A 26,764-nucleotide genomic window follows, 5' to 3' on the forward strand; every position below is an offset into this window, starting at 1 on the left:
TGCGGGATGTACGGTGTCTTTTGGCCATTTTTTCTATTACGTGGAAAACCGGCGTGCTCACTGTATGGCGTTCCTCCCCGCTTGTGGGAGGGACCCTCGTACATAGGGGAAAACCCGGCGCCCGCTTCTTGAAGAAGTATTTGAATTCTGCTTGAAATAGACATATAATGAGTAAAGATTAGGGAAAAATAATGAAAAGTGTCGCATTGTGCAGGAATGTTGCCTATTACATTTAGCAGGGAGAGAACTGTATGAAAAAAGTAATCACATACGGAACATTTGACCTTCTCCATTGGGGGCATATCAATTTACTGAAACGCGCAAGAGCATTAGGCGACTATTTAATCGTCGGCCTTTCATCGGATGAATTTAACGAAATCAAAAATAAAAAATCGTACCATAGCTATGAAAACCGGAAATTAATTTTGGAAGCGATCCGTTACGTTGACCAGGTCATACCGGAACATTCGTGGGAACAAAAAATAGACGATATTAAAAAATACAATGTCGATGTTTTCGTGATGGGCGATGACTGGAAAGGCAAATTTGATTTTCTGAAGGATTATTGTGAAGTGGTTTACCTGCCACGGACGGTTGGCATCTCTACGTCAAAAATTAAGAAGGACCTCTTCTCTGTGAAAAATGGTTAGGGAACTGTTCATTTCCTTATACTTACTGCTTTTTCGCGTGCTTTTTACATTGTGTAAAATTTTTCCTTTGAAAAGGAAAATCACTTTTGTCGTTTCATTTGAGCAGAACAGTTTATACGTGTATGAGGAATTGAAAAAGCTTCCCGATCCTTTTCAGGTAGCGTTCGTTTGTACTTCTTCCTGCTATCGCCGTGTTGCGGAAACCGTCCGGCAAGAGAAGGTATTTCTGTTTGAACTGAAAAATTTGCAGCATTTTATCCGTAGCATATACAACATTGCGACATCGAAATTTGTGATTGTTGATAATTATTACGGTTTCCTGGCTGCCGCCCCGTTTAAAAAAGAGGTGGAGTGCATCCAGCTCTGGCATGCAGCAGGGGCTGTTAAAACGTTTGGCCTTGAAGACAAAACGATCCGCACGAGGGGCAAGCGTGCATTGAAGCGGTTTAAAAAAGTGTATGCCCATTTTGACCGGGTAGTGGTGGGGTCTGAAAAAATGAAGCATATTTTTATGAGGGCTTTCGGGCTTCCTCCTGAAAATTTTCTTTGCACAGGCATACCACGGACCGATCTTTTTTTTGACCAAAACAGGATTCGGGACATAAAGAGGGAGCTGTACAAACGGTATCCTGCCTTTCAAAAGAAAAAAGTGATCTTGTATGCTCCGACTTTCAGGGACCAGCATCCGGATCATTTTGAAGTGCCGCTTGATTGGGGCCAGCTTTATGATGCATTGAAGGATGAGTATATTTTCGCTGTGAAATTTCATCCGGCTGTAAACAAAGGGGCAGGGCTGCTGCAGTATCCTGATTTTGTGGTGGACTGCCCGCAAGATATGAATATCAACGAATTATTGCTGGTAACGGATTACTTGATCACGGATTATTCTTCTGTCCCTTTTGAGTTTTCCCTGTTAGGCCGCCCAATGATCTTTTATCCGTATGATCTGGAAAGCTATCAGGCCACACGGGGGCTGTGGGAACCGTATGACCGGCTTGTCCCCGGGCCGATTGCGTGTACGACGGCAGAAATCATTGGTTTGATTAAAAATGGTTCTTTTGATGCGGGAAGTGTTGAAGCATTTTCAAGAACCTGGAATACGTACTCTGCCGGCCACTCCAGCCGCGATCTGGTACAGTATTTGCGTGAACAGGACGAGAAAAAGGGAAGAATGTATGGGTGAGTTTGCAGGAAAACGGAATTCCGGGGCGGATTCCGGTATTGTAGGAAACCGGAATCAACGGAGAACCTGTTTAATTTTACTGTGTTTCAGCCGTCTAAGTGCTTTTAATCGTGTCTTGATGTGAGGATGCATTTGTATGAAAAAAATCTTGAAAAGCATAGCACAGCAAATTTATTTTTTGGCTATGCTTTTGATCGGGAAATTGCCCGCCAAAAAGAACGTGATTATGTTTGAGAGCTTTCAGGGCAAGCAGTACAGCGATAATCCGCGGGCGATATATGAATATATCAAAGCGCATTACCCGGGCTATACTTGTTACTGGAGCGTGCACAAAAACTTCTTACATAACTTCCAAAATAAAGACGTCCGCTATATTAAAAGGCTATCTCCTTACTGGGTATATATGATGGCTAGGGCCCGTTACTGGGTGACCAACAGCCGGATGCCTTTATGGATTCCGAAGCCGAAACATACCGTGTATCTTCAAACATGGCACGGGACGCCTTTGAAAAAACTTGCAAATGATATGGAAGAAGTGCATATTCCGGGAACTACGGCTGAACAGTATAAAAAAGATTTTTTGAAAGAGGCGGGGAAGTGGGATTTCTTAATTTCGCCCAATGCCTATTCAACAGCCATTTTCCGGAGCGCTTTTCAATTCCGCCAGGCGATACTTGAAACCGGGTATCCGCGTAATGATATTTTAGCCGCCCAAAACAACCGTGCATCTATTAAGTCATTAAAAAGCAAACTGGGGCTTCCGGCTGATAAGAAAGTGATTCTTTATGCCCCTACCTGGCGGGATAACCAAATTCATGAAACCGGGAAGTACCGGTTTGAATTAAAACTTGATTTAGATCAGTTGCAGCATCATCTGAGCCATGATTATATCTTAATTTTACGGATGCATTATTTGGTTGCGGAACAATTGGATTTAGCACCTTATCAAGGTTTTGCCTATGATTTTTCCAATTATGAAGATATCGCGCAGCTTTATTTAATTTCTGATTTGCTGATCACGGATTATTCATCCGTATTTTTTGATTATGCCATTTTAAAACGGCCGATGCTTTTCTTCGTATACGATATTGAAGAATACCGAGACCATTTGCGCGGTTTTTATTTTGATTTTGAAAAAGAGGCACCGGGCCCGCTTGTTACAACGACCGCACAGGTGATTGATGAAGTGAAGAAGATGGATGCCGCGGGATATAAACTGCCGGATTCATTTGATGCTTTTTATCAGAAATTCTGTTATTTAGAATGTGGAGAATCAGCACGGCGCGTTGTTGAAAGGGTATTTGCAGAAAGGAAAGAGTTATGAAATCTGCCATTACTGTCTTAAAAGAGCAATTCAACAGTTTTTATTTAATTATCCGCCTTTCCTTATATGAGGTAAGGAGTGAAAACAGGAATAATTATTTGGGCATCCTTTGGGAAGTCATAAATCCGATGATCCAGCTTGCGATTTACTGGTTTGTTTTCGGTTTTGGTTTAAGAGGCGGGCATCCGCGGCCGGGTTATATTCCATGGCTGTTTGCAGGGTCGTCTATTTGGTTTTTTATCAGCCCGGCTGTTTTGCAAGGATCCCGTTCCATTTATTCCCGGATCCGAATGGTTGCAAAAATGAATTTTCCATTAAGCGCCATTCCGAGTTATGTCATTATGTCAAAATTTTATCAGCACTTGCTGCTGCTTGCGATTGTGATCATTATCCTTCAATTTCAAGGTTATCCGGTTTCCGTCTATTACCTTGAGCTGCCATATTATTTGGTTTGCACGTTTGTATTTACATTTTCTTTATCTTTGATTACATCTACGCTGGCAACGATTGTACGGGACGTGCAAAACATTGTGCAGGCGATTATGCGGATGATGATTTATATTTTGCCTGTTCTTTGGGATCCATCTGCAAGATTGCATGGCCCGATTGAATTGATTTTAAAGTTAAATCCGTACTACTACATTGTTGAAGGGTACCGCTCTGCATTGCTTGGAAATATGGGATGGTATCTTGTTGAACATTTACATTACACGATTTATTTCTGGGCTGTAACCCTCATCGTCTTTATGATTGGTTCGGCGCTGCATATCAAATTTAGAAATAGTTTTGTCGATTTCTTATAAGGGTTTTCCCGAAAGATGGCCATTTCCGGCCGTGATCAGATTTTTAGAGCTGACTCGAAATGGCCCGGATGACGAAAAACAGGTATGAAAAAAAGCACTTCCTATTAATAGGGAGTGCTTTTTTTCATCTTATTCATGCAAGCATCTGTAGAATGTTTCCATGGCGGCTTTGTTATACGCCTGATAATGAAACTTTTCAAATTCCGGATGCTGGTGGGTGATCATGGCTTCCAATCCTGATTTTAACCCGTTAATGCTGTCTTCCACAAGCAGCCCGTATTTGCCGTCTTCGAGGACGGTACGATTTGCGACAATATCTGTTGCCACGATTTTCATGCCGAGCGTTAACGCCTCGAGCAGTACCATCGGCTGGCCCTCATAATGCGATGACAGGACAAAACAATCGCATTTTTTCATAAAAGGAAAAGGATTATCAAGCTGGCCCATTAGGAAAACAGAATCGCTTACGCCAAGCTCCAGAATCAGCGCCTGCAACTCGGCTTTTAAAGGGCCCTGCCCGAGAATATAGAGTTTACTTTTCGGATGGTTTTTATGAAAATCGGCAAACGCCGAAATTAAATTGGCCTGCGCTTTTTCCGGAGAAAGCCTGCCCATGTTGACAAAATTGTAATGGCTGCTGTCCGGTTCCGGGACATACTGGCCATTTACTTCGTATCCGTAAGCACGCTCTACAAAGACGTTCCGCATGTTGATCCAGCCAATTTCAGGCCCGTCCGCCTGCAGGATACGGCCATAAGTCCCGGATGGGGTGGTAACTTCCCTGTCTATTGTAAAGGTTGCATCACCTTTCAGCATATCGGGAAGCCCTGCCTTTTCCGCGCCTTCCATTCCATATGGCTTGGACCAGATTACCGCATTTTTCTCATCCGGCAATATCCTCGCGATTTTTAAAACTTCAATGTCAGAGACGACAGTTGAGCGTTTCAATGGGCTTAATGCGCTTGTATGAATCCAGCCGATTTTATTGTTTTTTAAATAAATGAGAGCGTAAACGCCCTGTTTTGTTTTTGCTAATTTCTTTACAGTGACAATGGCATCTTTATAGTTCAAAGCTTCTTCTACCATCTTGGCCTTATGATTTGGATACGGCTTGTTCCATATTGGTTCATTTACTGAACCTGCCACTTTATAATATTTAGGCTTGCGGAGGTCAACAAGCCTGCGTGTTCGGCCGTCAAGATGGTTTAAAAATTCTCTTTTACTGTAATTTAACGTTTGAATCAGCTTTCGTAAAACAAATATCTTGAGCTTGCTGAAAATTCCCGTATTGGGTTCAATCGTACAGCTGCTGTAAAATCCAAGCGCTCTTTTGTCAATCCAGCCAATGGCTTCTTTCTTTACAGAGAACCGGTAATAAGTTGAATGCTGTGTTTGTACTGCCTGATCAACAGCTACAATACAGTTTTTAAAGTCGGAACTCAAAGAGATCTTTCTTGTTCCAGGCAGTTTAAAAGGTTTGCTCCATATAGCATTTCCTCTTGTTTTAACAATCTTTGCCAGCTTATCTACCTTTTCCGATGTGACAACACTATCCGGAAGAAGGGCAACTGCTTTTTCATGAATCCAGCCGATTTCTTTGCCTTCGTAATGGAAACGGTAATATAATGCGTGTTTTACTGTTGATTTGGCTGTAATCAAAACCTCGGCATTCGCCATCTCATTGGACAAAGATACTTGTGTTGCGCCTTCAATGGAAGGGAGCACCCGCCAAACCGGATAATCATTTACATTACTGAGGAGCGCCCGTGCCTTAAACTTGGTAATTTTAGGCTCATCCGATTTTTCTTCTTCTGCATAAAGAATTCTGTCCGGATTAATGGAATTCAGGACGTAATCAAATTGATCATCATTTGCATACCGGCTTAAATTTTTCCGGTTGACTTCCATTGTTCCTTTGGAGACGCTGACCAGCTTATCAAATCTGTAGTACAGCGTGAACAAGCCTCTCAGGTTGATTCTGTGCGGGTGTTTCCCGTTGATTTCACGTTCACTGTCTGAAAGCAGGTCGTTATGCATAAAGCAAATTTTTCTTTTCGCATCTGCAACGACCAGATACTTTGCCCAATAGTAACTGTATCCACTGAAATCGATAATATAATCAAAATGGCTGTTGCCAAACAATCTCGTATGTTCCCTGACATAAGCACGCTCTGGAAAAATCTTTTTCCCAAGATTCCCTTGTATGCCCCGGTTATGCGTAAATTTATCCCGGTATACTTCAAACACGCGGTAAAGCGGTACGCCAGGTTTAAAGATCATGCGCACATTTTTATTGATTTTGTAAATATTATTCAGGACTTCTTTCGATCTTGGTGCGCCGGTAAAACAGCTGACATCGTATTTTTCAAAATCAATGTTGTTCATTAAATTCAGGAAAGAGGAGGTAATCCCGTTATTTCGCATCCCCCCCGGATAAATCAGTATCCGTTCCTTTTTAACCGGCACTGCATTGACAATATGAAGGGGCAAAGAAGCTTGGTCGAAAATATACTGTACAATTCTTTCCGTCACTTTTCCGTCTTCATGGTTGGTAAAACGGCTGCGGAGGTTTTGGTAATTTGAAGCATATTTTTGCGATACCGTTTCAATGTTGTGAATGGCTTCAATCAATTGCTCTACGCTAAACAAGAGCGGGCCGGGCAAATCTTCATTTTTGAGATATTGTCCTCTTTCCTCGCTGTATACATCATAATCCCATGTATAAAATAATATTGGTTTTCCTGTGACCAGGTAATCGAAAAAGATGCTGGAGTAATCCGTAATTAAAAGATCCGTTGCAGCAAGCAGTTCATTCGTGTCCATATAGTCAGGAACAAGCCGGCTTTGCAATTCAGGATATTTGGCTGCCTGCGGGTATAAAAACGGATGGACTTTTACGAAAACGTTGTATTCATTTCCGGCCTCTTTTTCGACTCTGTCCATGTCAGAGATGATTTGCATTACATCATTATTGGCCTTTGAAACACTTTTTCCTTTCCAAGTCGGCGCGTAAAGGAGGTTCTTTTTATTGAAATCAACGGTTAATCCGGCGTCTTTTAACGCTTTTTTTACGGTATTCGGATTTGTATGGAAGGTTAAATCAATCCTCGGATACCCTTCTTCGATAATTTTTCCGTCATACAGCCCTTCAAGCTTATAACTGTCCAGATACATTTTGGTCGTATGTTCATTCGGGCTCAGCAAATAGTCGGCACTCAGGAAATTTCTTAACACGTTTTGCGACTGGGCCGGATTGCCCGGAATGTCAAAGCCCATGCTTTTCAATGGCGTGCCGTGCCACGTATTGATATAAACCTGGCCTTTTTTCGGAGCGTAAAAAGATTGGAATGTGGAATTATTAATTAAATACGCACATGAGGCCAATTCCTTTAAATATTCCCTGGAATTACGCTGTACAAATTTAACGTTTGGATATTTTTTGTATTTGTCTATAACCGGCTGGAGCGATTGAAAATCCTGGATTGACCAAATATGGTTGTAATGTTGATAAGCGGGATTGTCAACCATATATTTAAAAATCGCATAAGGGCTGTCTGTCATACTTTTTCCGTCGCGGCTTTCGTAAAGAATGGTGTTTGGTTTTATCCGCAACTGGTCATAAAATTTTGCATATTGATTGGCACGCTGATGGTTATCTTTAATGAGATACTGTATAATCGGCGCACCGATAAATTTCAATCTTCTTTTTAATACCTTTTTATTCAACTGACGGTGTCTCCTTTCAAAAGAGATCTCTATATTGGTAATGATTTACAAGTTTTTTCTGTCATGATCCATCATATTATTTCCTTATCGATAAAAATTGATATGAATTTTGTCAAAAAAGGAATCATATTGTAGGGAGGTTTCCCTAACAAATCTTATCGAAAAAAAGTATATTTGTCTATATGATGGCAGCAAAGGAATCCGGTTTCAGGTTTTTAAAATGAATGATGGAATAATTGAAACTTAATATGCTGTTAAACGTAAGAGAAGTAACGAGCAGAAAAAGGAGGCCATCCCCCATGGAAAACAAACGAAAACGGATTTTGGATATGGTGAAGGACGGGAAATTGTCGACGGATGAGGCACTGACGCTGTTGGAGGCGTTGGACAGGGAAGAGGCGGGACAAATTGCTGCGAAAGAGGATCCGGCAGAAAACGGGGAACAGGCTACAAACGGCGGCAGCGGCGAGGCTGGTAGTACCACCGGACAGAAAAAGTTCCGCGACGCAGACCGGAATTTTAATGAAACGAAAGAAAAGTTGTTTGATCTTGTCGGCGGCGCGCTGAAAAAAATAAAGGACTTTGATCTCCAGCTGGGCCAGTCTGCCGAAGTTTCCCATGTTTTCCAGCAAAGCCTGCCGGAAACCGATACGATTGAATTGGACATCGCAAACGGGCATTTAACGTTTAAACAATGGGATCAGGAAGATGTGCGGATAGAATGCCAAGCAAAAGTGTACCGCACCAATGACAGGGAAGATGCCCGCAGTTTTCTGCTGAACAATAGCACGTTTTCGGTGGAGGGCGGCAGGCTTGTGTTTTCTACGCAATCCAAATGGATGAAAGTGGATACAGCCGTTTATGTTCCGGCGTCCCGCTACCGGAAAATCACGTTGAGCACTTTCAATGGAAACGTCCAGGTGAAAGACATTCAGGCAGACCAGTTAAAAGTGAAAACACTCCACGGAAAAGTACTTGTGGAACATGCCGATTTGGAAACGGCGGAAGTCGAAACGGGAAACGGCACCGTTGATTTTGACGGAAATACAATCGGGCAGGTTGAAGTACAGACGATGAACGGGGACATCCGGTGGAACGGAGCGTGCAGGCGGTCAGACTTTGAAGCATTTAACGGCAATATTACGGTAAAAATGGCTCCGGGCGCCGATTCATTGCACAGCAAGACCGTCTCCGGAAACATTGAAATGACCATCCCGGAAAACATCTCCGTACACGGGGAAGGAAAAAGCAACTTCGGCAACTTTGCGATTGACCTTCAAGGCATGGAAAAATATGAAGAACGAAAAGAAATGATTCAGAAAGTGGCGCGGTTCAGCAGAAAAGGCACCACCGAGCCCGCATTATATATTTTTGCCGACGCGAAAACGGGGTCCATCACGATCAACGAACAAACGCCGGATGAAGAAGAAAGCCCGGAAGCATAATCGTATTTTTGCCGGGGGAGCAGAAATTTCGCGAAAAAAAGATGCGTACCTGCTCTGCTGCTGGAATCAACTGCTATGCCGTTATATACTGTAAAAAGAACCACACAGAAAAGGTTTGATGATCATGCGCTGGTTACTTGGAATTTTGATCAATGCGGCGTTGTTTATTGCACTTTCCGGCTATTTTCATGGCTTTTATGTCGAAAATATTGGGGCTGCCGTTATGTCAAGTCTCGTCTTGTCCATTTTAAATATTCTGGTACGGCCGATCCTGATTTTGCTTACGTTGCCGATCACGATTCTCACCTTGGGCATTTTTTTGCTCGTCATTAACGCCATTACGCTTGTGCTGACGGATGAACTGATGGGCGCAAGTTTTGAAATTGACAGCTTCGGCATGGCTTTTTTCGTTGCGATCATCATGGCGGTCGTAAACTTAATTTTACAGGAAACCGTATTCCGAAAATAAGATACGCGGCGGCCTGAAACCGGAGCTTTGAAAAAACGGCGGCGAAAACCCGCCGTTTTTTCATGCCATGGCCCGATGGATATAGGGTAAATCATTTTCAGGCAGCCAAGCTATTTTTAAAATGAAAAATGCACCACCCGGCATTTATCTCAAAAGAAGTAACAGGGTGGCGACTTTTCGTTCATTTATAGCGTCGCCCTTTTGGAAAAGGAGGAAAGCAGCGTCCGCTCTGATTTGCCATTAGGCCCTGAACCGCTCTAACGCAGTTTTACACGGCACAGGATGATTTTTGGTTGAAAAGGGTGGAACGGGCCCTTTGGGAAATGATAAAATAATAAGAAGCCTTTGAATCATCAACAAGCCGTTCCGGTGGTTTTCATCCGGACTTAACAGGAGGAATTACAGTGGCAAAGGTGCGCGTAGCAGATATGATTAAACATTTTAATCTGGAATTGATCAGTGGGGAAGAGGGCATCCATCGCCCGATTACCACAAGCGATATTTCAAGACCGGGGCTCGAGATGACGGGATTTTTCGATTATTATCCAGCCGACCGGATCCAGCTGCTCGGGATGACGGAAATCACATTCAGCAAGAGGCTCTCGCCGGAGGAACGGAAAAGCAGGATGGACAACTTATGCAGCGATATTACACCGGGCATCGTGATATCACGAAATTTGGAAGTACCGGATGAGTTAATAGAAGCTTCCGAAGAAAAATCGATCCCTGTGATGCGGACCCCGATGAAAACAACCCGGTTTTCAAGCCGCTTAACCAATTATTTGGAATATAAGCTCGCCCCGGCAACAGCCATCCATGGTGTGCTTGTAGATGTGTACGGGGTCGGCGTTCTGATCACCGGCAAGAGCGGGGTCGGAAAAAGCGAAACAGCGCTTGAACTTGTCAAAAGGGGGCACCGCCTTGTCGCGGATGACTGCGTGGAGATTGTCCAGGAAGAAGAAGGATCTCTGATCGGGCATGCGCCGGAATTGATCGAGCATTTGCTTGAAATCCGCGGCCTTGGCATTATCAATGTTATGACGCTGTTTGGCGCTGGTGCGGTCCGAAGCCATAAAAAAATTACTATGATTGCCAATCTCGAGTTATGGGACGAGCATAAGCAATATGACCGGCTCGGGCTGGATGAGGAAAAAGTCAAAATCCTTGATACCGAAATTACAAAGATGACGGTACCGGTGCGGCCGGGGCGGAACCTCGCCATTATCATCGAAGTGGCGGCGATGAATTACCGTCTGAAAAATATGGGCGTCAATGCGGCGCGGCAATTTACGGCCAAGCTCGCAAACGTCATCGAAGAACACGAGCAGGGAACGGAAGAAGAAAAGAACGAACCGTAAAAATGGCCGGCTGTATTTTAGGCTGGCCTTTACGGCGCGGAAAAGAAGGAGTGGTTGTGAAAAATGGATTCGAATATTACCCCGCTGGATCCGATTGCGTTTCATTTAGGCGGGTTTAGTGTGCACTGGTACGGAATCATTATCGGCTGCGGCATTCTTTTGGGTCTTGCCCTTGCGATGCGGGAAGCTGACCGGCTTTCGGTTGACCAAAATATCATTGCCGATTTATGCATTTGGGCGATTCCGGTTTCCATTATTTGCGCCCGGATTTACTATGTCCTGTTTGAATGGAAGTATTATGCCCAACATACAAGTGAAATCATTAAAATTTGGAATGGCGGCATTGCCATTCACGGCGCGCTGATTGGGGCGGTGGTCACCGCCATTCTTTTTACACGTGCAAAGGGCGTTTCTTTCTGGAAAATTGCGGATATCGTTGCGCCGAGCCTGATTTTAGGGCAGGCGATCGGGCGCTGGGGCAATTTTATGAATCAGGAGGCGCATGGCCGGGCTGTGTCCAGGGCTTTTCTCGAGAACTTGCATCTCCCGGACTGGATCATTAATCAAATGTACATAAACGGCACTTATTACCAGCCAACATTTTTATACGAATCACTTTGGGATCTTGCAGGTTTCATCTTTTTGCTTTTGTTGAGAAGGCGGGCGGCGATGCACAGGGGCGAAATTTTTCTAACCTATCTTATCTGGTACTCGATCGGCCGGTTTTTTATCGAAGGTTTGCGGACGGACAGCCTGATGTTGACTGCGCATATCCGCATGGCGCAAGTTGTATCCTTCATCCTGATTGTTTGCGCGCTTCTTCTCTGGTTTTACCGCAGAAAAACAGGCTTATCGGCCAAACGATACGATGAAGAGTGAAAAAGGCTTAATTTTTCCGGATGGATCAACCTGTTTCAGACAACAAACAGGCTTATCGGAAAAACGATACAACGAAGAGTGAAAAAGGCTTAATTTTTCCGGATGGATCAACCTGTTTCAGACAACAAACAGGCTTATCGGAAAAACGATACAACGAAGAGTGAAAAAGGCTTGATTTTTCCGGAAGGATAAGCCTGTTTCAGACAACAAACAGGCTTATCGGCCAAACGATACGACGAGCAGTGAAAAAGGATTGATTTTTCCGGATGGTCCAGCCCGTTTCAGAGAGGCAAACAGGCTTGCCGGCCAAACGGAGCCACGAAAAGAAAGAGGGAAGCAGATTGAAAAACCGGATTACGACATTGTTGTTTGACTTTGACGGCACTTTAATTGACACAAACGAATTGATTATTCATTCCTTTTTGTATACGCTCAATGCGTACTATCCGGGCCGTTACAGCCGCGAGGACGTGCTCATTTTTAACGGCCCGCCTTTAATCGACACGTTTCTATCGATCGATCCGGAACGGGCGGAAGAAATGACCGCCAAATACCGGACGTATAATATTCAGCAGCATGATGCGCTTGTAAAGGAATTTCCGGGCGTATATGACACGATTAAAATGCTCAAGGAACACCGCTTTAAGCTCGGAATTGTTTCAACAAAAATGAAGGACACGATCAAGAAAGGACTTAAACTGGCAAAACTGGACCCGTTTTTTGATGTGATTGTGGCGCTTGATGATGTCAAAAAGGCCAAACCGGATCCGGAGCCTGTTCAAAAAGCGCTCCGCCTTCTCGGTTCAAAGCCGGAAGAAGCGATGATGATCGGCGACAATTACCATGATATCGAAGCGGGGAAAAATGCCGGCACCTTTTCGGCCGGTGTGGCATGGTCGGCAAAAGGGCGCGCTTTTCTCGAGCAATACAACCCGGATTTTATGCTCGAAACGATGACGGATCTTGCTGAAATTGTCGGGGTCCATGTGAAATGAGAAATACAAAGCGGTATCCGGTTAAAGGATCGAATGCCCTTTGGCAAATTTATAAAACCGTTTCATTCTGGAAAGTTTTTAAAAACGTGCTTGTCATTGAAATTGCGCGCTTTCTTCCGTTTTTGCGCTTCAAAAACCAAATGTACCGCACCTTTTTGCACATGCAAGTCGGGGACAGGACGGCTTTTGCCTACAAAGCGCTTGTCGATATTCTGTTCCCGGAGATGATCACAGTCGGCAAAAATTGCGTGATCGGCTATCATACGACCATTCTCGCGCATGAATATTTGATTGATGAATACCGAATCGGTGAAGTTGTGATTGGCGATGATGTGATGATCGGGGCGAACACGACGATCCTTCCAGGTGTAACGATCGGAGACAGGGCGGTGGTGGCCGCCGGTTCTGTCGTCCATAAAGATGTGCCGGCTGGTGCCTTTGCTTGCGGGAATCCGCTTCAAATCAGGCAGAAAAGTAGCGAAAAGAAAGACCCGGAACAAACAAAACGATAAAAAAGGGAAGAATTACTTTATCCCAAAAGGTTAAAGGCTTTCCAATTGTATGTTATACTACAAGAAACGATGAATGTTACTTGTTTGTGAGGGAACAACATGAGCAAAGATTCCAAATTAAGGCAGGAACATGACAATGTGCTGTCTTTTGTACCAACGGGAGAATACTATTTTAATAAAGGTGTCCAGGCTTATGACCGCCATGACATCAAAAAGGCATTGAAATATATGCAGCGCGCTGCCCAGCTTGACCCGTATGATCCGGTCATCGCCTGCCAGCTTGCGATCATTTATACCCATTGTGAAGCGTTTCGGAAGGCGATTGACATTTTTCGCCATATTTTAGCAAAACTCGATCCCGGCATGGTCGAATGCCATTATTTTATTGCCAATAATTATGCGGATCTCGGATTTTTTAACGAAGCTTTATACCATGCGCGAAAATATCTTGAACTGGACCCGTTTGGCGAGTACAGGGAAGAAGCAGAAGAACTCATTTATGTGCTTGATTTGGAAGAAGAGGACGAAACGGGCGCTATTTCGTATGAACAGGACGAACTCATGGCCAGACAAGAGGAAGCAAGGCGGTATCTCGAAGCGGGACATTTCGATACGGCGCTTTCGGAGTTGCATAAACTGATCAAGAAATACCCCGATTTCTGGTCTGCCTACAACAACATGGCGCTTGCGTGTTTTTACCTTGGCCAGACGGAAAAAGCGGTCGAGGTACTGATGGATTTGCTCGAAAAGAACCCTGGCAACCTTCATGCACTTTGCAATTTAGCGGTTTTTTACTACCATAAACGCGATGACGAAAAGCTGGAACAGATTTTACGCGGCCTTGAAAAAGTTCGGCCGGTGTTACTGGACCATCAATATAAACTCGGTGCAACATTTGCAATTGTCGGGCGCTATGAAGAGGCGTACCTTTGGCTGAACCGGTTGAAAAAAGTTGGATTTGACGGGGATGCTTCGTTTTACTACTGGCTTTCGCGGGCGGCTTACCATACGAACCGGCAACAGGCAGCAGAAGCCGCCTGGGAGCAGCTTGTGGAACTGAATCCGGAGAAAAAAGGCTGCGAACCATGGAACCGGGAAATGGAAAAGAAAATGAACGAGAAAAATGTCCAGTTTATTTTGGACAGGTTGAACAGCACGGAGTTGCCCGAGCGGTTCTTCGGAATTTTCATGATCGGATTGTCTTCCAATCGTTCGGATATCGTATCGCATCCGGATTTTAAACCGCTTGACGATTTTACGCTGACCGAAAAAATTTATCTCGCCCATGTGCTGGAGTCGGATATTCGCGAATCGTTTGACCCGGATGAGGTGTTTGTGCGCGGCCACAATATTGCATGTATCCTCCACAGCCATTACGGTCCGATGTTTCCGGGCTATACGAACTTAATGCTCGCCTGGTTTTCGATTTTTTTAACCGGTCTGAAACGCGGGGAACGGTTTCAAAATGAGTCCGGTTTTGCCGCCGCTATCGATTACTTGTGGCATCACCAAAAAGGCGATAAAGTATCCCAACAGGCAATCGCAAGGGAGTACCGGATTTCCGTCTCCACATTAAGGAAATACGCAAACCGGATCAAATCGCTCCTTTAAGCACAAAAATAGACGATAAACCAATATTCCTTTACTATAGAGAATGAAAGAAAACCCCACTGCATAAAAGAGAGTGGGTTTTTTTCAAAAAAATCGTATGGAATTGCATCTTTGTGGAACGATGAAAACAGGCGGCCTGCGGTTTCCCGGCCGCGGCCTTTCAATAAGGAGTGGTACAAACGATGAGTGAAGAACAAATTTATGATGTGATCATTATCGGGGCGGGGCCTGCCGGGATGACAGCTGCCGTTTATGCATCGCGGTCTGACTTGAAAACCTTGATGATCGAGCGCGGCGTTCCAGGAGGCCAGATGGTCAACACGGAAGAAGTGGAAAACTATCCGGGTTATGAATCGATTCTCGGTCCGGAGCTATCAAATAAAATGTTTGAGCATGCCAAAAAGTTCGGTGCCGAGTATGCATACGGCGATATTAAAGGCATTGAGATAGACGGGGATTATAAAATTGTCAAAGCGGGCGCAAAAGCATACAAAGCGCTTGCTGTGATTATCGCAACGGGCGCCCAATATAAGAAACTCGGTGTCAAAGGCGAAAACGAACTGGGCGGCCGCGGCGTTTCTTATTGTGCAGTGTGCGACGGCGCTTTCTTCAAAGGAAAAGATCTCGTTGTCGTTGGCGGCGGTGACTCGGCTGTTGAAGAGGGAAATTACCTGACGCGCTTTGCCAATAAAGTGACGATTGTGCACCGGCGTGATCAGCTGCGGGCGCAAAAAATCCTGCAGGACCGGGCTTTTAAAAATGAAAAAATTGACTTTATCTGGAATCATACGGTGAAAGAAATCCATGAAGAAAACGGAAAAGTCGGCTCTGTGACGCTCGTTTCGACTGTGGACGGATCAGAAAAACCATTTAAAACGGACGGCGTTTTCATTTATATTGGCATGGTGCCTTTGACCAAGCCTTTTGAAAACCTGGGCATTACGAATGAAGCCGGTTATATTTTGACGAATGAGGAAATGGAAACGAAAATTCCGGGCATTTTTGCAGCCGGCGATGTCCGTGAAAAAACGCTCCGCCAAATCGTCACGGCAACGGGCGACGGCAGCATTGCCGCACAAAACGCCCAGCATTATGTAGAAGAAGTGAAAGAAGCCATGAAAGCCGGTTGATTGCTGGATAAAAAGGCGTGCATCCTCGGCATTTTGCTAAAAACAGGGAAAACGTCAAGTGGTTTTAACGTGTTTGTAACCCGCATGAAATAAACTTGCGGTATGATGTAAATATAAATTGACCCCCTTTTTTATATGTTTGAACCAAGAACACTTATGGCTCCGGCTATAAGCGGTTCAAGGAACCTATCTCCCAGGCACAGGAAAATCCTGTGCTCTTTTTTTGCGCAAAAATTGCGGTGCGGGATATTGCGCTGCTTTTTCCGGCTGATAAATGCGCTGGCTCGTTTATACGGGAGATGAAAGACATTTTAAAGGGTGGCGGGCGCCTATTTGTCCTTCACCGGTTTGATGAAAGACAAAACAAAGCGCGACTGCTTGCCATTTGTCCCTCATCGATGCGATGAAAGACAAAACAAGGTATGACGGGTATCGATTTGTCCTTCATCACCCCGATGAAAGACATTTTATAAGATGGCTGCCAGTATTCTGTCCTTCACCGGCATAATGAAAGACAAAACAAAGCGCAGCTGCCAGCCATTTGTCCTTCATCTGCCCGGTGAAAGACAAATCAAAGTTCAGGAGCCACGGACTTGTCCTCACCCATGCGATTTTCACGATTGGGGAAAACTTGACACAAACGGGGCAGGTGCATTCATTGTTCAACCATTTCATTAATAGTATAATAAAAAGGTACATGGTTTTACGCACGGGAAAGGTTTATCCATCGGTTGAATAGATGCGGATTTGTCCGCATCATTCCGGTTCAGATATGAGGTGACTCCTTTGCAAAGAATAACAAATTGTGTATTCATCAAAGACGGACAGGTTTTATTGCTGCAAAAGCCGCGGCGCAACTGGTGGGTTGCACCCGGTGGGAAAATGGAGCAAGGAGAAACGGTCCGTGAAGCTGTCATTCGTGAATACCGTGAAGAAACGGGCATCTATTTAAAACATCCTGATTTAAAAGGCGTTTTCACCATTGTCATCAAAGACGGGGATAAACCCGTGTCTGAATGGATGATGTTTACGTTTGTTGCCACAGACGGCGACGGCAAAAACTTCGAGCAATCTGCTGAAGGAATTTTGCAGTGGCATGCCATTGATGAAATGAAGAACTTGCCGATGGCGGCGGGGGATACCCATATCTTGGAATATATGGTTCACGGAAGCGGCATCATCTACGGCCAGTTTACGTACACGCCCGACTTTGAATTGCTTTCATACAGGCTCGATCCAAGCTGAAACGCCATGCTAAATTTTCCGTCAGGGGGAAAAAGAATGGGTTTAGAAGGAAATCAAATGCAGTTTGTCATCATTACCGGCATGAGTGGGGCCGGAAAAACAGTTGCGATCCAAAGCCTGGAGGATCTCGGGTTTTTCTGTGTCGATAATTTGCCGCCGACGCTTTTGCCAAAATTTCTGGAACTGATGAAAGATGCCAGTAATAAAATGAATAAAGTCGCGCTTGTAATGGATTTGCGCGGCCGTGAATTCTTTGATGACTTGTTCCGGGCACTGGATGAACTTGACAAGTCTTCGTGGGTTACGCCCACCATTTTATTTTTGGATGCGGATGATTCTGTGCTCGTGCGCAGGTATAAAGAAACGCGCCGGTCCCATCCGCTTTCGCCGGATGGGACGCCGCTCGAAGGAATACAGCAGGAAAGAAAAATCCTCGAGGAGCTGAAAGGGCGTGCGCAGCTTATTCTCAACACATCCAATTTAAAACCGCGCGAACTCCGCGAAAAAATCGTGTTGGAGTTTTCGGCGAATAAGCAGTCGGTTTTCACGGTCAATGTCCTGTCGTTCGGCTTCAAAAACGGCATTCCGATTGACTGCGACCTTGTTTTTGATGTCCGGTTTTTGCCGAATCCGTTCTACATTGAGCATATGCGCCCGAAAACCGGACTGGACGAAGAGGTATACACTTACGTTTTAAAATGGAATGAAACGCAAAAATTTCTTGAAAAGCTGACCGATTTGCTTGCTTTTATGCTCCCGCATTACAAACGGGAAGGAAAAAGCCAGCTGGTGATCGGCATCGGGTGCACGGGCGGCCAGCACCGTTCCGTAGCGCTTGCCGAGTATATCGGCCATTTTTTTGAAAAAGACTATCATACAACAATTTCCCATCGTGATATCAAAAGAAAGGAGGAGCGTAAGCCATGAGGCATCCGAAAATTGTGCTGATCGGGGGCGGGACGGGGCTTCCGGTGCTTTTGCGGGGGCTGAAAAAATACCCGGTTGAGATCAGCGCCATTGTAACCGTTGCAGATGACGGCGGGAGTTCCGGAAGAATCCGCAATGAAATGGATATGCCTTCCCCGGGGGACATCCGCAATGTGCTCGCGGCTCTATCCGATGTGGAGCCGCTGCTTGAAAAAATGTTCCAGCACCGCTTTGAAACCGGCGATGAACTTTCCGGGCATTCGCTTGGCAATCTGATCATTGCGGCGCTCACTTCGATAACTGGAGATTTTGTACACGCCGTAAAGGAACTGAGCAAAGTCCTGAATGTACGGGGGCAGGTTTTACCATCCGCCAACCAAAGTGTCGTGTTGCACGCCGAAATGGAAGACGGATCGATCGTTTCCGGAGAATCCAAAATTCCGTGTGCCGGCAAAAAAATCAAAAGGGTGTTTTTGACCCCAGAAGTCATTCAGCCGCTTCCGGAAACATTAACGGCCATTCAGGAAGCTGACTTGATCGTGATCGGCCCAGGCAGCCTTTATACAAGTATTTTGCCGAATTTAATGGTGCCAGGTCTTGGAGAAGCAGTATGCCAGGCACATGCGAAAAAAGTGTATGTATGCAATTTGATGACACAGGCGGGCGAGACGAATCATTATACTGCCGCGGATCACGTGCAGGCGATTTTAAACCATATGGGCAGTGCCTGTATTGATACGATCCTCGTCAATGATGAAGATGTGCCGGAACCGGTTATGAGCCGGTACCGCGAGGAGCTGGCACAGCCTGTTGTATACGACGTGAAGCGTTTAATGGGGCTCGGCCTGGAGGTGGTTTCGGGAAATATTTTAACGTATAAAGGCGGGGTCATCCGCCACGATACGGAAAAAGTTGCCGAAATCCTTTATGATATTTTGAAAAAGCAGCAATGGCTTTCACGCTCCAGTGCCCGGTGAAAGGATAAAGGTGGAACATCCCCTTTTCATGTGCATTTTTTCGCATAGCTCTAAATTTTGCCAAGGGAGGGGCCTGGAGGATGTCATTTGCATCAGAGATCAAAAAAGAGCTGACCAATTTAGCAGTAAAAGATTGCTGCGTGAGATCCGAATTATCGGCACTGATCCGGATGAACGGATCTTTATCTTTTTCCAACAAGGTGCTGGTTGTCAATGTGCAGACGGAAAATGCCGCCATTGCCCGGCGGATTTACGTCCTTGTAAAAAGATTATATGATGTCCCGGTGGAATTATTAGTCAGGAAAAAAATGCGCCTGAAAAAAAACAATGTCTACATTGTCAGGCTGAAGGCCCGGGCAAAAGAAATATTGGAAGATTTGCATATTCTCGGTGAACATTTTACCTTTACCCGGAACATTTCCCCGGAACTGCTGAAGAAGAAGTGCTGCAAACGCTCCTATTTGCGCGGGGCTTTTCTGGCGGGCGGATCCGTTAACAATCCGGAAACTTCCTCTTATCATTTGGAAATTTCCTCCCAATACAAAGAGCACAACGATGCACTATGCCGCCTGATGAACGGGTTTCATTTAAACAGCAAAACGCTTGAAAGAAAAAAAGGATATATTACGTATTTAAAAGAAGCGGAAAAGATTACGGAATTTCTCAATATTATCGGCGCCCATCATGCCCTGCTCCGGTTTGAAGATGTCCGGATTGTCCGGGATATGCGCAATTCCGTCAACCGGCTCGTCAATTGCGAAACGGCCAATTTGAATAAAACGATCGGGGCGGCCCTTCGCCAAGTGGAAAATATCCGCTATATTGAAGAAACGGTCGGCCTTGACGCACTGCCGGAGAAATTGCGCGAGATTGCAGTATTGCGCGTGAACCATCAGGATGTGACGTTGAAGGAACTCGGCGAAATGGTGTCCGGCGGGCATATCAGCAAATCCGGCATCAATCACCGGCTCCGCAAAATCGATGAAATTGCCGAAAAACTGCGGGCAAACGGGCCTGCCAATAAAAATTCATAATGGGTGCCAAAAATTAATCATGTAAGATGGATAGGTTTAAAAAGTATAAAGACGGGGGGCGTATTGGCAGAAGGCGCCCCTGTCCTGCTACTTGAAAGGAGAGGGTTATCGTGATCGAAAAACAATTGGAAGTGAAATTAAAATCCGGTTTGCAGGCGCGCCCTGCAGCCCAATTTGTCCAGGAAGCCACCCGCTTTTCATCGGAAATTTTTCTTGAAAAAGAAGGAAGAAAGGTAAATGCAAAAAGCATTATGGGGCTGATGACCCTTGCTGCGGGCCACGGGGAAACTGTTACGCTGAGCGTGGACGGGAGCGATGAAGAAGAAGCTTTTGAACACTTGGCAAACTATATTGAAGGGAAAGAAAAACTTCCGTCCTGATGTAAGCGCATGCGGCCGTCAGCCTGCGGGTTTTTCAAACACAGCACAAGGCCGCCCGCTTGCGGACGGCCTTGTTCAATCTTATTTCAATTCTTTTTTGTCATAATATGGTCAATCAAACCATATTCTTTTGCTTTTTCCGCGCTCATGAAGTTATCGCGGTCTGTATCCCTTTCGATCACTTCAATCGGCTGGCCGGTATGGTCGGACAAAATTTTGTTTAATTTCGCGCGCGTATACAAAATATGTTTTGCCGCGATTTCAATTTCTGTTGCCTGGCCTTGGGCGCCGCCTAATGGTTGGTGAATCATCACTTCGCTGTTCGGCAGGGCATAACGTTTCCCTTTCGTGCCGGCGGTCAACAGCACGGAGCCCATTGATGCAGCCATCCCGACGCAAATCGTTTGCACGTCCGGTTTGATGATCTGCATGGTGTCATAAATGGCAAGGCCCGCAGTGACACTCCCGCCAGGACTGTTAATATAAAGATAAATATCTTTTTCAGGGTTTTCCGCTTCCAGGAACAAAAGCTGGGAAACAATCGAGTTGGAAACATTGTCGTCAATCGCGCTGCCAAGCATAATAATCCGGTCTTTTAACAGGCGGGAATAAATGTCGTATGCGCGTTCCCCGCGGTTTGTTTGTTCAATTACTGTGGGAATTAAATTCATATTGAGTATCCTCCTTCTTCTCTTCGGAATGGTCCATCATATGCTATATCATGGATGTTAAAGGAATTATTCTCCATCCTTATGTACTGATCATACAATATTGGTCAATGAAGGTCAAAAGAATTGCCTTCACCTGAACTACAATACCCATCATAACCAAATTCCGATAAAATAAAACCAAAAAGGGGCTTGCTTTTTTGTTCATTGTCCTTTATAATCTATTATTGTTGAATCACTTATTGCCCTCGTGGTGCAAAGGATAGCACGTGAGATTCCGGTTCTCAAAATGTGGGTTCGATTCCTGCCGAGGGCGTTTTCTAAAAACTGAACAATTAGCTTAAAATTTTTTAAACCCTTGATACGACTGCATTTGCAGTCGTTTTTCTTTTTCTCTGATACGGAAAAATAAGGCGAAAATTGAATGAATTTTGCACCACAAATCTCATTCATTGCGCCACCTGCGACATTTCCTTCATAGTGCCATATATTCAGGTTTTGAACAGTTTTTGTATTAATCATGGAGGGCTTTATTGGTTACGATAAATTGATAAGAAATATGCAAAAGGAGAATGCCGGACCAAATTTGCAAAATCCACTTGAAAAACGAACGTTTGTCCTTTATAATAAAACTGAAAAATGAGAAAAGGGGTGTTGCCATTGGAACTTGTAATGGAAAAACATGCCGGTTATCACGTGCATGATCGTTTTTTTAAGGAGCTGATCCAAAACTTTTTTCAGGAGTTTATGGAGGCGTTTTTCCCGGATGTGGCAGCGGATCTCGACTACCGCCGGGTGCGGTTTTTGTCGCAGGAACAGTTTACGGACTTTCCGGGCGGTGAGCAAAAACGGGTTGACATCCTTGCCGAAACGAAGGTAAAAGGCAAAGATACCGTGATTCTCATCCATGTAGAGCCGCAGTCGTATTACGAGAAACCTTTTCCTGAACGCATGTTTCGTTACTACATGATGATCAGTCTCCGGCACCGGAAACCGGTATTGCCGATTGCCGTTTTTAGTTACGAGGAGAAAACAGAAACCCCTGATACGTACACCTTTGCGTTCCACAACATTGAAATTCTTCGTTTTCACTATTTATCCATTCATCTGATGAAACAAAATTGGAGAAATTATATCCGGAGCAACAACCCTGTTGCCGCGGCATTATTAAGCAAAATGGGGTATACAGAAAAAGAACGGGTGCAGGTCAAACTGGAGTTTCTGCGGATGCTGGCCCGGATGGAACTTGACCCTGCAAAAATGAGGCTGTTACACGGTTTCTTTGATTATTATTTAAAATTGAACGAAAAAGAGGAGGCGGAAGTAATGGAAAACATTAAAATGCTGGATCCAGACGAAGCAGAGCAAGTATTGAAGCTGCCGAATTCCTATTTTGACCGCGGGTATAAGAAGGGGAAAGAGGAAGGCAGAGAAGAAGGAAGGGAAGAAGGGGAAGAAAGGTTAAGAAGATTTATTGTTAACTTGTTGAAAAATCAAGTGGATGTGAAGGTCATTGCCCAAGCATCCGGCTTGAGTGAAGATGAGATCATGAAAATCAAAAGGCAGATAGAAGGGGAAAAGCCTTGAACCCGAGTTATGACGAAGCAGAGCAAGTATTAAAGCTGCCGAATTCTTACTTTGATCGCGGGTATAAGAAAGGAATTGAAATAGGAGTAGAGAAGGGAAGAGAAGAAGGAAGGGAAGAAGAAAGAAAAGAATTGTTACAAACGATTCCAATTGCCATCAAAATGTTGCTGGCAGGTACGGAGCTTCAATTAATTGTAGAAAAAACCGGCCTGAGCCAGACAGAAGTGGAAAAAATAAAACAGCAACTGGAGACAAAGCAGGACAAGTATTGAAGCTGCCGAATTTTTATTTTGATTTCGCGAATATATGAAATAAAATAAATGCACACCATTGCGAACAGGCTGCTCAGGGCGGTAGCGACCCGCAATGCATTGAAAAAACGGCCGGCCTGAGTCAGCAGGGGTGCCGTTCAAGCGGTCGTTAGCGGGGAATGATGTCTGTTACAATCCGGCAAATCCGGAGAGTGGCAGGCATTTTTTCAGGACTGTGATACCGGCAAACGGTAAATGTACGGCATTGGCCGGCTCGTGAACGGATATGCCGCTTTTTTGGTGCAAGTTTCATTCCTGAAAATTGTTTTCAAAAAGGAATTGATCAGCGACTCGCGAGCGTTGAGGTGTTGCTTTGCGGGAATTTATAGTAAAATAAACTTGCAGCTACATACCGGCAAGTTTTTTAGGCTTGCCACCGTTTCCACCGTTTTGCAAAACTCAATTGTAAGCACATACAGGAGGGGAAGAAAGTGGAGTACCGAATTGAAAAAGACACACTCGGAGAAATGAAAGTGCCGCGGGACAAATATTGGGGGGCACAAACGCAGCGCAGCAAGGAAAACTTCCCGATCGGCGGGGAAAAAATGCCGATGGAAGTGATCCGCGCTTTTGCCCATTTGAAAAAGGCGGCTGCCGTCAGCAACAATCGCCTCGGCAAATTATCGGATGCCAAAATGAAGGCCATTGTCCAGGCTTGTGAAGAAGTGCTGGACGGGAAATTTGATGAACATTTTCCGCTTGTTGTCTGGCAAACAGGCAGCGGCACCCAGTCAAACATGAATGTGAATGAGGTGGTGGCAAGAAGGGCAAACGAAATTCTTTCCGGAGAAAATAGTGCTGAACACGTCCATCCGAACGATGATGTGAATATGTCGCAAAGCTCGAACGATACGTTCCCGACTGCAATGCATATTGCCGCCTACCATGAACTACAGACAAGGCTGTTGCCGCCGCTGGAACAGCTGAAAGAAACGCTGCTTGAAAAAGAAAAAGCATACATGAAAATCATCAAAATCGGGCGCACGCATTTGCAGGATGCAACCCCGCTTACTCTCGGCCAGGAAATCAGCGGCTGGCGTGCCATGCTGGAAAAAAGCGAACGCATGATCAAAGAAAGTGCAAAACATATTTTGAACCTGGCGATCGGCGGCACGGCTGTTGGTACCGGCATTAATGCGGACCCGACTTTTGGTGATAAAGTTGCGGAAGAACTGGAAAAACAGACCGGCTACCCGTTTGTTTCTTCTGATAACAAATTCCATGCGCTCACAAGCCATGACGAAATCGTTCATGTCCACGGGGCATTAAAAGGCCTTGCTGCAGATTTAATGAAAATGGCCAATGATGTCAGATGGCTTGCAAGCGGGCCGAGAAGCGGAATCGGTGAGATTACGATCCCGGCCAATGAACCGGGCAGCTCGATTATGCCTGGCAAAGTCAACCCGACCCAGTGCGAAGCGTTGACGATGGTAGCGGTCCAAGTATTCGGGAATGATGCCGCAATCGGGTTTGCCGCGAGCCAGGGCAACTTTGAATTAAATGTATTTAAACCGGTAATTATATACAACTTCCTGCAGTCCGTCCATCTGCTCGGCGATGCGATGAAGTCATTTGATGAAAGATGCGTGCGCGGCATCGAACCGAATGTAGAAACGATCCGGGAAAATGTCAATCGTTCCCTCATGCTGGTGACGGCCTTAAATCCGCATATCGGTTATGAAAAAGCGGCCCAAATCGCGAAACTTGCTTTCAAGGAAGGTACGACGCTGAAAGAAGCCGCCATTAAAACAGGTTATGTAACCGAAGAACAATATGAGGAGTGGATTGTGCCGGAAAAAATGGTCAATTTAAATCACTGAAAAAAAGGGAGGCGATTGCCCCCCTTTTTTTCAGCCATTTTATTGGTTTGTTTTATTACGAATGGAAAGTACCACCAAGTTGTTGTTCAGCCATTTGCACAAGGCGTTTTGTAATTTCTCCCCCGACAGATCCGTTCGCGCGGGATGTCGTATCTGCGCCGAGGTTTACGCCGAATTCTTGTGCAATTTCGTATTTCATTTGGTCGAGAGCCTGCTCAGCACCGGAAACTAACAATTGGTTTGAATTGCTGTTGTTTGCCATCTGTGTCATCTCCTCGTTGTAAGTTTTTGGTTGGGTCGGCTGGAATTGCACCAGCAAGCGGGGAATTCCCCGCCACCTTCTTGGTTGAACCCAGCGGAATTTGATCGATGTACTACGTATTATGGAGGAAAAAATTTTAATTATACTGGTTCCTGGATGGTAATCGCTGGTGATTTTTGCAGTGAAAAAATGCCGGCTGCAACCAGCAGCCGGCATTTCTATTCACCCAATCCTTAATTCTGTTTCAGCATCAAAGAAATGGGCTTTGTTCATATCAAGCCCGAGCGTAATTTCGTCACCCGGTTTGACAACCGTCCTGGAATCGATGCGGGAGATAAACTCTTGCCCGTTGATTCTGGAATAAAGCATTGTTTCAGCGCCATGAAGTTCGGAAACATCAATCGTGGCTTTGATGGTAGCGCCCGGCATTGTCTCAATGAAAACAGGTTCATCGTGGATGTCTTCGGGGCGGACGCCGAGGATGACATCTTTCCCGATATGGCTTTTCAAGTGTTTCATTTTTCCTTCCGGCACATCAATCTGAACCGATTCGTTTAAGTGGAATTTGCCGTTATCCAGTTTACCGCGGAAGAAGTTCATCGCTGGTGAGCCGATAAAACCGGCGACGAACAGGTTAGCAGGTGAGTCGTATACTTCACGCGGCGTTCCGACTTGCTGGATGACACCATCTTTCATGACGACAATCCTCGAAGCCATCGTCATTGCTTCCGTCTGGTCATGCGTCACATAAATGGTCGTCGTTTGCAAACGCTGGTGAAGCCGGGCAATTTCGGCCCGCATTTGCACCCGCAATTTTGCGTCCAGATTTGATAAAGGTTCGTCCATGAGGAAGACTTTTGCATCCCGTACAATCGCGCGGCCGAGGGCAACCCGTTGCCTTTGTCCGCCTGATAAAGCTTTTGGTTTCCGTTTTAAATATTCTTCAAGGCCAAGAATTTTTGCGGCTTCCTGTACCCGCTTGTCAATTTCCGCTTTCGGCACTTTGCGGAGTTTCAGCCCGAATGCCATATTGTCGTATACCGTCATATGCGGATAAAGCGCGTAGTTCTGGAATACCATCGCGATATCACGATCTTTCGGCGCGACATCGTTCACCCGTTTGCCATCCATGTATAAATCGCCTTTTGAAATTTCTTCAAGCCCGGCAATCATCCTGAGCGTCGTCGATTTCCCGCAGCCGGAAGGACCGACAAATACAATGAATTCCTTGTCATTAATATGTAGATTAAAATCGGATACAGCGGTTACATTATTGTCGTAAATCTTATAAATATGCTCAAGCGCAAGTTCTGTCATCGTAAAATCCTCCCCCGTTATAAGTTGTCTTTATTATAAAGAAAACCCTTTCATAATGGGAACGTCAGGATGCACAAAAAATGCAGGGCGATTTTCGGCACCCTGCCCACACGATTTTCCCGGTTGACGCAGTGAAATGAGAGAGCCGGGA

23 protein-coding genes, 1 tRNA gene and 1 pseudogene are annotated in these 26,764 nt (G+C 45.1%); 21 read left to right on the plus strand and 4 right to left on the minus strand.

The window, feature by feature from the left end; translation table 11 throughout:
- The first annotated feature begins 251 nt into the window (after window positions 1-251).
- The 4 genes and pseudogenes from tagD to OF158_RS04710 all read left to right on the plus strand — a co-directional run bounded on the left by tagD (window position 252) and on the right by OF158_RS04710 (window position 3,960).
- Window positions 252-650 carry a glycerol-3-phosphate cytidylyltransferase gene (tagD, locus tag OF158_RS04695; RefSeq protein WP_013858674.1) on the plus strand — a complete coding sequence of 133 codons (399 nt, stop codon included), beginning with the start codon at window positions 252-254 and terminating at the stop codon, window positions 648-650.
- On the plus strand, window positions 643-1,833 hold the full coding sequence (locus OF158_RS04700; protein WP_035182148.1) for a CDP-glycerol glycerophosphotransferase family protein: 1,191 nt from the start codon (window positions 643-645) through the stop codon (window positions 1,831-1,833). Before tagD ends, OF158_RS04700 begins: the two co-directional genes overlap by 8 nt.
- Before the next feature lie 190 nt (window positions 1,834-2,023).
- A pseudogene (locus OF158_RS04705) lies at window positions 2,024-3,157 on the plus strand (CDP-glycerol glycerophosphotransferase family protein); the annotation flags it as partial.
- Window positions 3,154-3,960, plus strand: coding sequence for an ABC transporter permease (locus OF158_RS04710; protein WP_014095834.1), 807 nt, complete (start codon window positions 3,154-3,156; stop codon window positions 3,958-3,960). The pseudogene OF158_RS04705 and the gene OF158_RS04710, both read left to right, overlap by 4 nt.
- Before the next feature lie 129 nt (window positions 3,961-4,089).
- On the opposite strand, the gene OF158_RS04715 is transcribed toward OF158_RS04710, so the two are convergent.
- On the minus strand, window positions 4,090-7,686 hold the full coding sequence (locus OF158_RS04715) for a CDP-glycerol glycerophosphotransferase family protein (protein ID WP_014095833.1): 3,597 nt from the start codon (window positions 7,684-7,686) through the stop codon (window positions 4,090-4,092).
- A gap of 299 nt (window positions 7,687-7,985) precedes the next feature.
- On the opposite strand from OF158_RS04715, the gene OF158_RS04720 reads away from it, so the two are divergent.
- The 13 genes from OF158_RS04720 to OF158_RS04780 all read left to right on the plus strand — a co-directional run bounded on the left by OF158_RS04720 (window position 7,986) and on the right by OF158_RS04780 (window position 20,648).
- Window positions 7,986-9,131: a DUF4097 family beta strand repeat-containing protein gene (locus OF158_RS04720; protein WP_035182145.1), complete on the plus strand. Its 1,146-nt coding sequence runs from the start codon at window positions 7,986-7,988 to the stop codon at window positions 9,129-9,131.
- Window positions 9,132-9,255: 124 nt separating this feature from the next.
- Window positions 9,256-9,600, plus strand: a complete 345-nt coding sequence (locus OF158_RS04725; RefSeq protein ID WP_035182163.1) for a phage holin family protein — start codon at window positions 9,256-9,258, stop codon at window positions 9,598-9,600.
- Between the two features lie 404 nt (window positions 9,601-10,004).
- Window positions 10,005-10,958: an HPr(Ser) kinase/phosphatase gene (hprK, locus tag OF158_RS04730; RefSeq protein ID WP_014095830.1), complete on the plus strand. Its 954-nt coding sequence runs from the start codon at window positions 10,005-10,007 to the stop codon at window positions 10,956-10,958.
- A 63-nt stretch (window positions 10,959-11,021) separates the two neighbouring features.
- Window positions 11,022-11,837: a prolipoprotein diacylglyceryl transferase gene (gene lgt / locus OF158_RS04735; protein WP_035182142.1), complete on the plus strand. Its 816-nt coding sequence runs from the start codon at window positions 11,022-11,024 to the stop codon at window positions 11,835-11,837.
- Window positions 11,838-12,178: 341 nt separating this feature from the next.
- On the plus strand, window positions 12,179-12,832 hold the full coding sequence (gene ppaX / locus OF158_RS04740) for a pyrophosphatase PpaX (RefSeq protein ID WP_035182160.1): 654 nt from the start codon (window positions 12,179-12,181) through the stop codon (window positions 12,830-12,832).
- Window positions 12,829-13,344, plus strand: coding sequence for an acyltransferase (locus OF158_RS04745; RefSeq protein ID WP_017551706.1), 516 nt, complete (start codon window positions 12,829-12,831; stop codon window positions 13,342-13,344). The genes ppaX and OF158_RS04745 overlap by 4 nt, the downstream gene beginning before the upstream one ends.
- A gap of 99 nt (window positions 13,345-13,443) precedes the next feature.
- On the plus strand, window positions 13,444-14,955 hold the full coding sequence (locus tag OF158_RS04750; RefSeq protein WP_014095826.1) for a tetratricopeptide repeat protein: 1,512 nt from the start codon (window positions 13,444-13,446) through the stop codon (window positions 14,953-14,955).
- 182 nt (window positions 14,956-15,137) lie between these two features.
- Window positions 15,138-16,085 carry a thioredoxin-disulfide reductase gene (gene trxB, locus OF158_RS04755; RefSeq protein ID WP_017551707.1) on the plus strand — a complete coding sequence of 316 codons (948 nt, stop codon included), beginning with the start codon at window positions 15,138-15,140 and terminating at the stop codon, window positions 16,083-16,085.
- A 786-nt stretch (window positions 16,086-16,871) separates the two neighbouring features.
- A complete protein-coding gene (locus tag OF158_RS04760) occupies window positions 16,872-17,330 on the plus strand; it encodes an NUDIX hydrolase (RefSeq protein ID WP_014095823.1) in 459 nt (152 codons plus the stop codon).
- A 36-nt stretch (window positions 17,331-17,366) separates the two neighbouring features.
- Window positions 17,367-18,257: an RNase adapter RapZ gene (rapZ, locus tag OF158_RS04765; protein WP_017551709.1), complete on the plus strand. Its 891-nt coding sequence runs from the start codon at window positions 17,367-17,369 to the stop codon at window positions 18,255-18,257.
- Window positions 18,254-19,234 carry a gluconeogenesis factor YvcK family protein gene (gene yvcK / locus OF158_RS04770; protein ID WP_017551710.1) on the plus strand — a complete coding sequence of 327 codons (981 nt, stop codon included), beginning with the start codon at window positions 18,254-18,256 and terminating at the stop codon, window positions 19,232-19,234. Before rapZ ends, yvcK begins: the two co-directional genes overlap by 4 nt.
- An 80-nt stretch (window positions 19,235-19,314) precedes the next feature.
- Window positions 19,315-20,268: a DNA-binding protein WhiA gene (gene whiA, locus OF158_RS04775; protein ID WP_013858691.1), complete on the plus strand. Its 954-nt coding sequence runs from the start codon at window positions 19,315-19,317 to the stop codon at window positions 20,266-20,268.
- 110 nt (window positions 20,269-20,378) lie between these two features.
- Window positions 20,379-20,648: an HPr family phosphocarrier protein gene (locus OF158_RS04780; RefSeq protein ID WP_014095819.1), complete on the plus strand. Its 270-nt coding sequence runs from the start codon at window positions 20,379-20,381 to the stop codon at window positions 20,646-20,648.
- An 86-nt stretch (window positions 20,649-20,734) separates the two neighbouring features.
- Here the strand turns inward: OF158_RS04780 and clpP are convergent, their stop codons facing one another.
- Window positions 20,735-21,319 carry an ATP-dependent Clp endopeptidase proteolytic subunit ClpP gene (gene clpP / locus OF158_RS04785; RefSeq protein ID WP_035182139.1) on the minus strand — a complete coding sequence of 195 codons (585 nt, stop codon included), beginning with the start codon at window positions 21,317-21,319 and terminating at the stop codon, window positions 20,735-20,737.
- Between the two features lie 241 nt (window positions 21,320-21,560).
- Between clpP and OF158_RS04790 the strand changes: the two genes are divergently transcribed.
- The 4 genes from OF158_RS04790 to fumC all read left to right on the plus strand — a co-directional run bounded on the left by OF158_RS04790 (window position 21,561) and on the right by fumC (window position 25,034).
- Window positions 21,561-21,632 (plus strand) — tRNA-Arg (locus tag OF158_RS04790).
- 344 nt (window positions 21,633-21,976) lie between these two features.
- Window positions 21,977-22,903, plus strand: coding sequence for an RpnC/YadD family protein (locus OF158_RS04795; protein WP_048339806.1), 927 nt, complete (start codon window positions 21,977-21,979; stop codon window positions 22,901-22,903).
- Window positions 22,900-23,175 (plus strand): hypothetical protein, encoded by a 276-nt coding sequence (locus OF158_RS04800; protein ID WP_014095817.1) that lies wholly within the window; start codon window positions 22,900-22,902, stop codon window positions 23,173-23,175. The genes OF158_RS04795 and OF158_RS04800 overlap by 4 nt, the downstream gene beginning before the upstream one ends.
- A gap of 470 nt (window positions 23,176-23,645) precedes the next feature.
- A complete protein-coding gene (gene fumC, locus OF158_RS04805) occupies window positions 23,646-25,034 on the plus strand; it encodes a class II fumarate hydratase (RefSeq protein ID WP_017550237.1) in 1,389 nt (462 codons plus the stop codon).
- A 55-nt stretch (window positions 25,035-25,089) separates the two neighbouring features.
- On the opposite strand, the gene OF158_RS04810 is transcribed toward fumC, so the two are convergent.
- Together OF158_RS04810 and OF158_RS04815 are read right to left on the minus strand one after the other, a co-directional pair.
- Window positions 25,090-25,296 (minus strand): alpha/beta-type small acid-soluble spore protein, encoded by a 207-nt coding sequence (locus OF158_RS04810; RefSeq protein WP_014095815.1) that lies wholly within the window; start codon window positions 25,294-25,296, stop codon window positions 25,090-25,092.
- A gap of 222 nt (window positions 25,297-25,518) precedes the next feature.
- Window positions 25,519-26,613: an ABC transporter ATP-binding protein gene (locus OF158_RS04815; RefSeq protein ID WP_014095814.1), complete on the minus strand. Its 1,095-nt coding sequence runs from the start codon at window positions 26,611-26,613 to the stop codon at window positions 25,519-25,521.
- Window positions 26,614-26,764 lie beyond the last annotated feature (151 nt).

Source organism: Weizmannia sp. WK01 (assembly GCF_025905465.1).
GTDB lineage: Bacteria > Bacillota > Bacilli > Bacillales > Bacillaceae_C > Weizmannia > Weizmannia faecalis.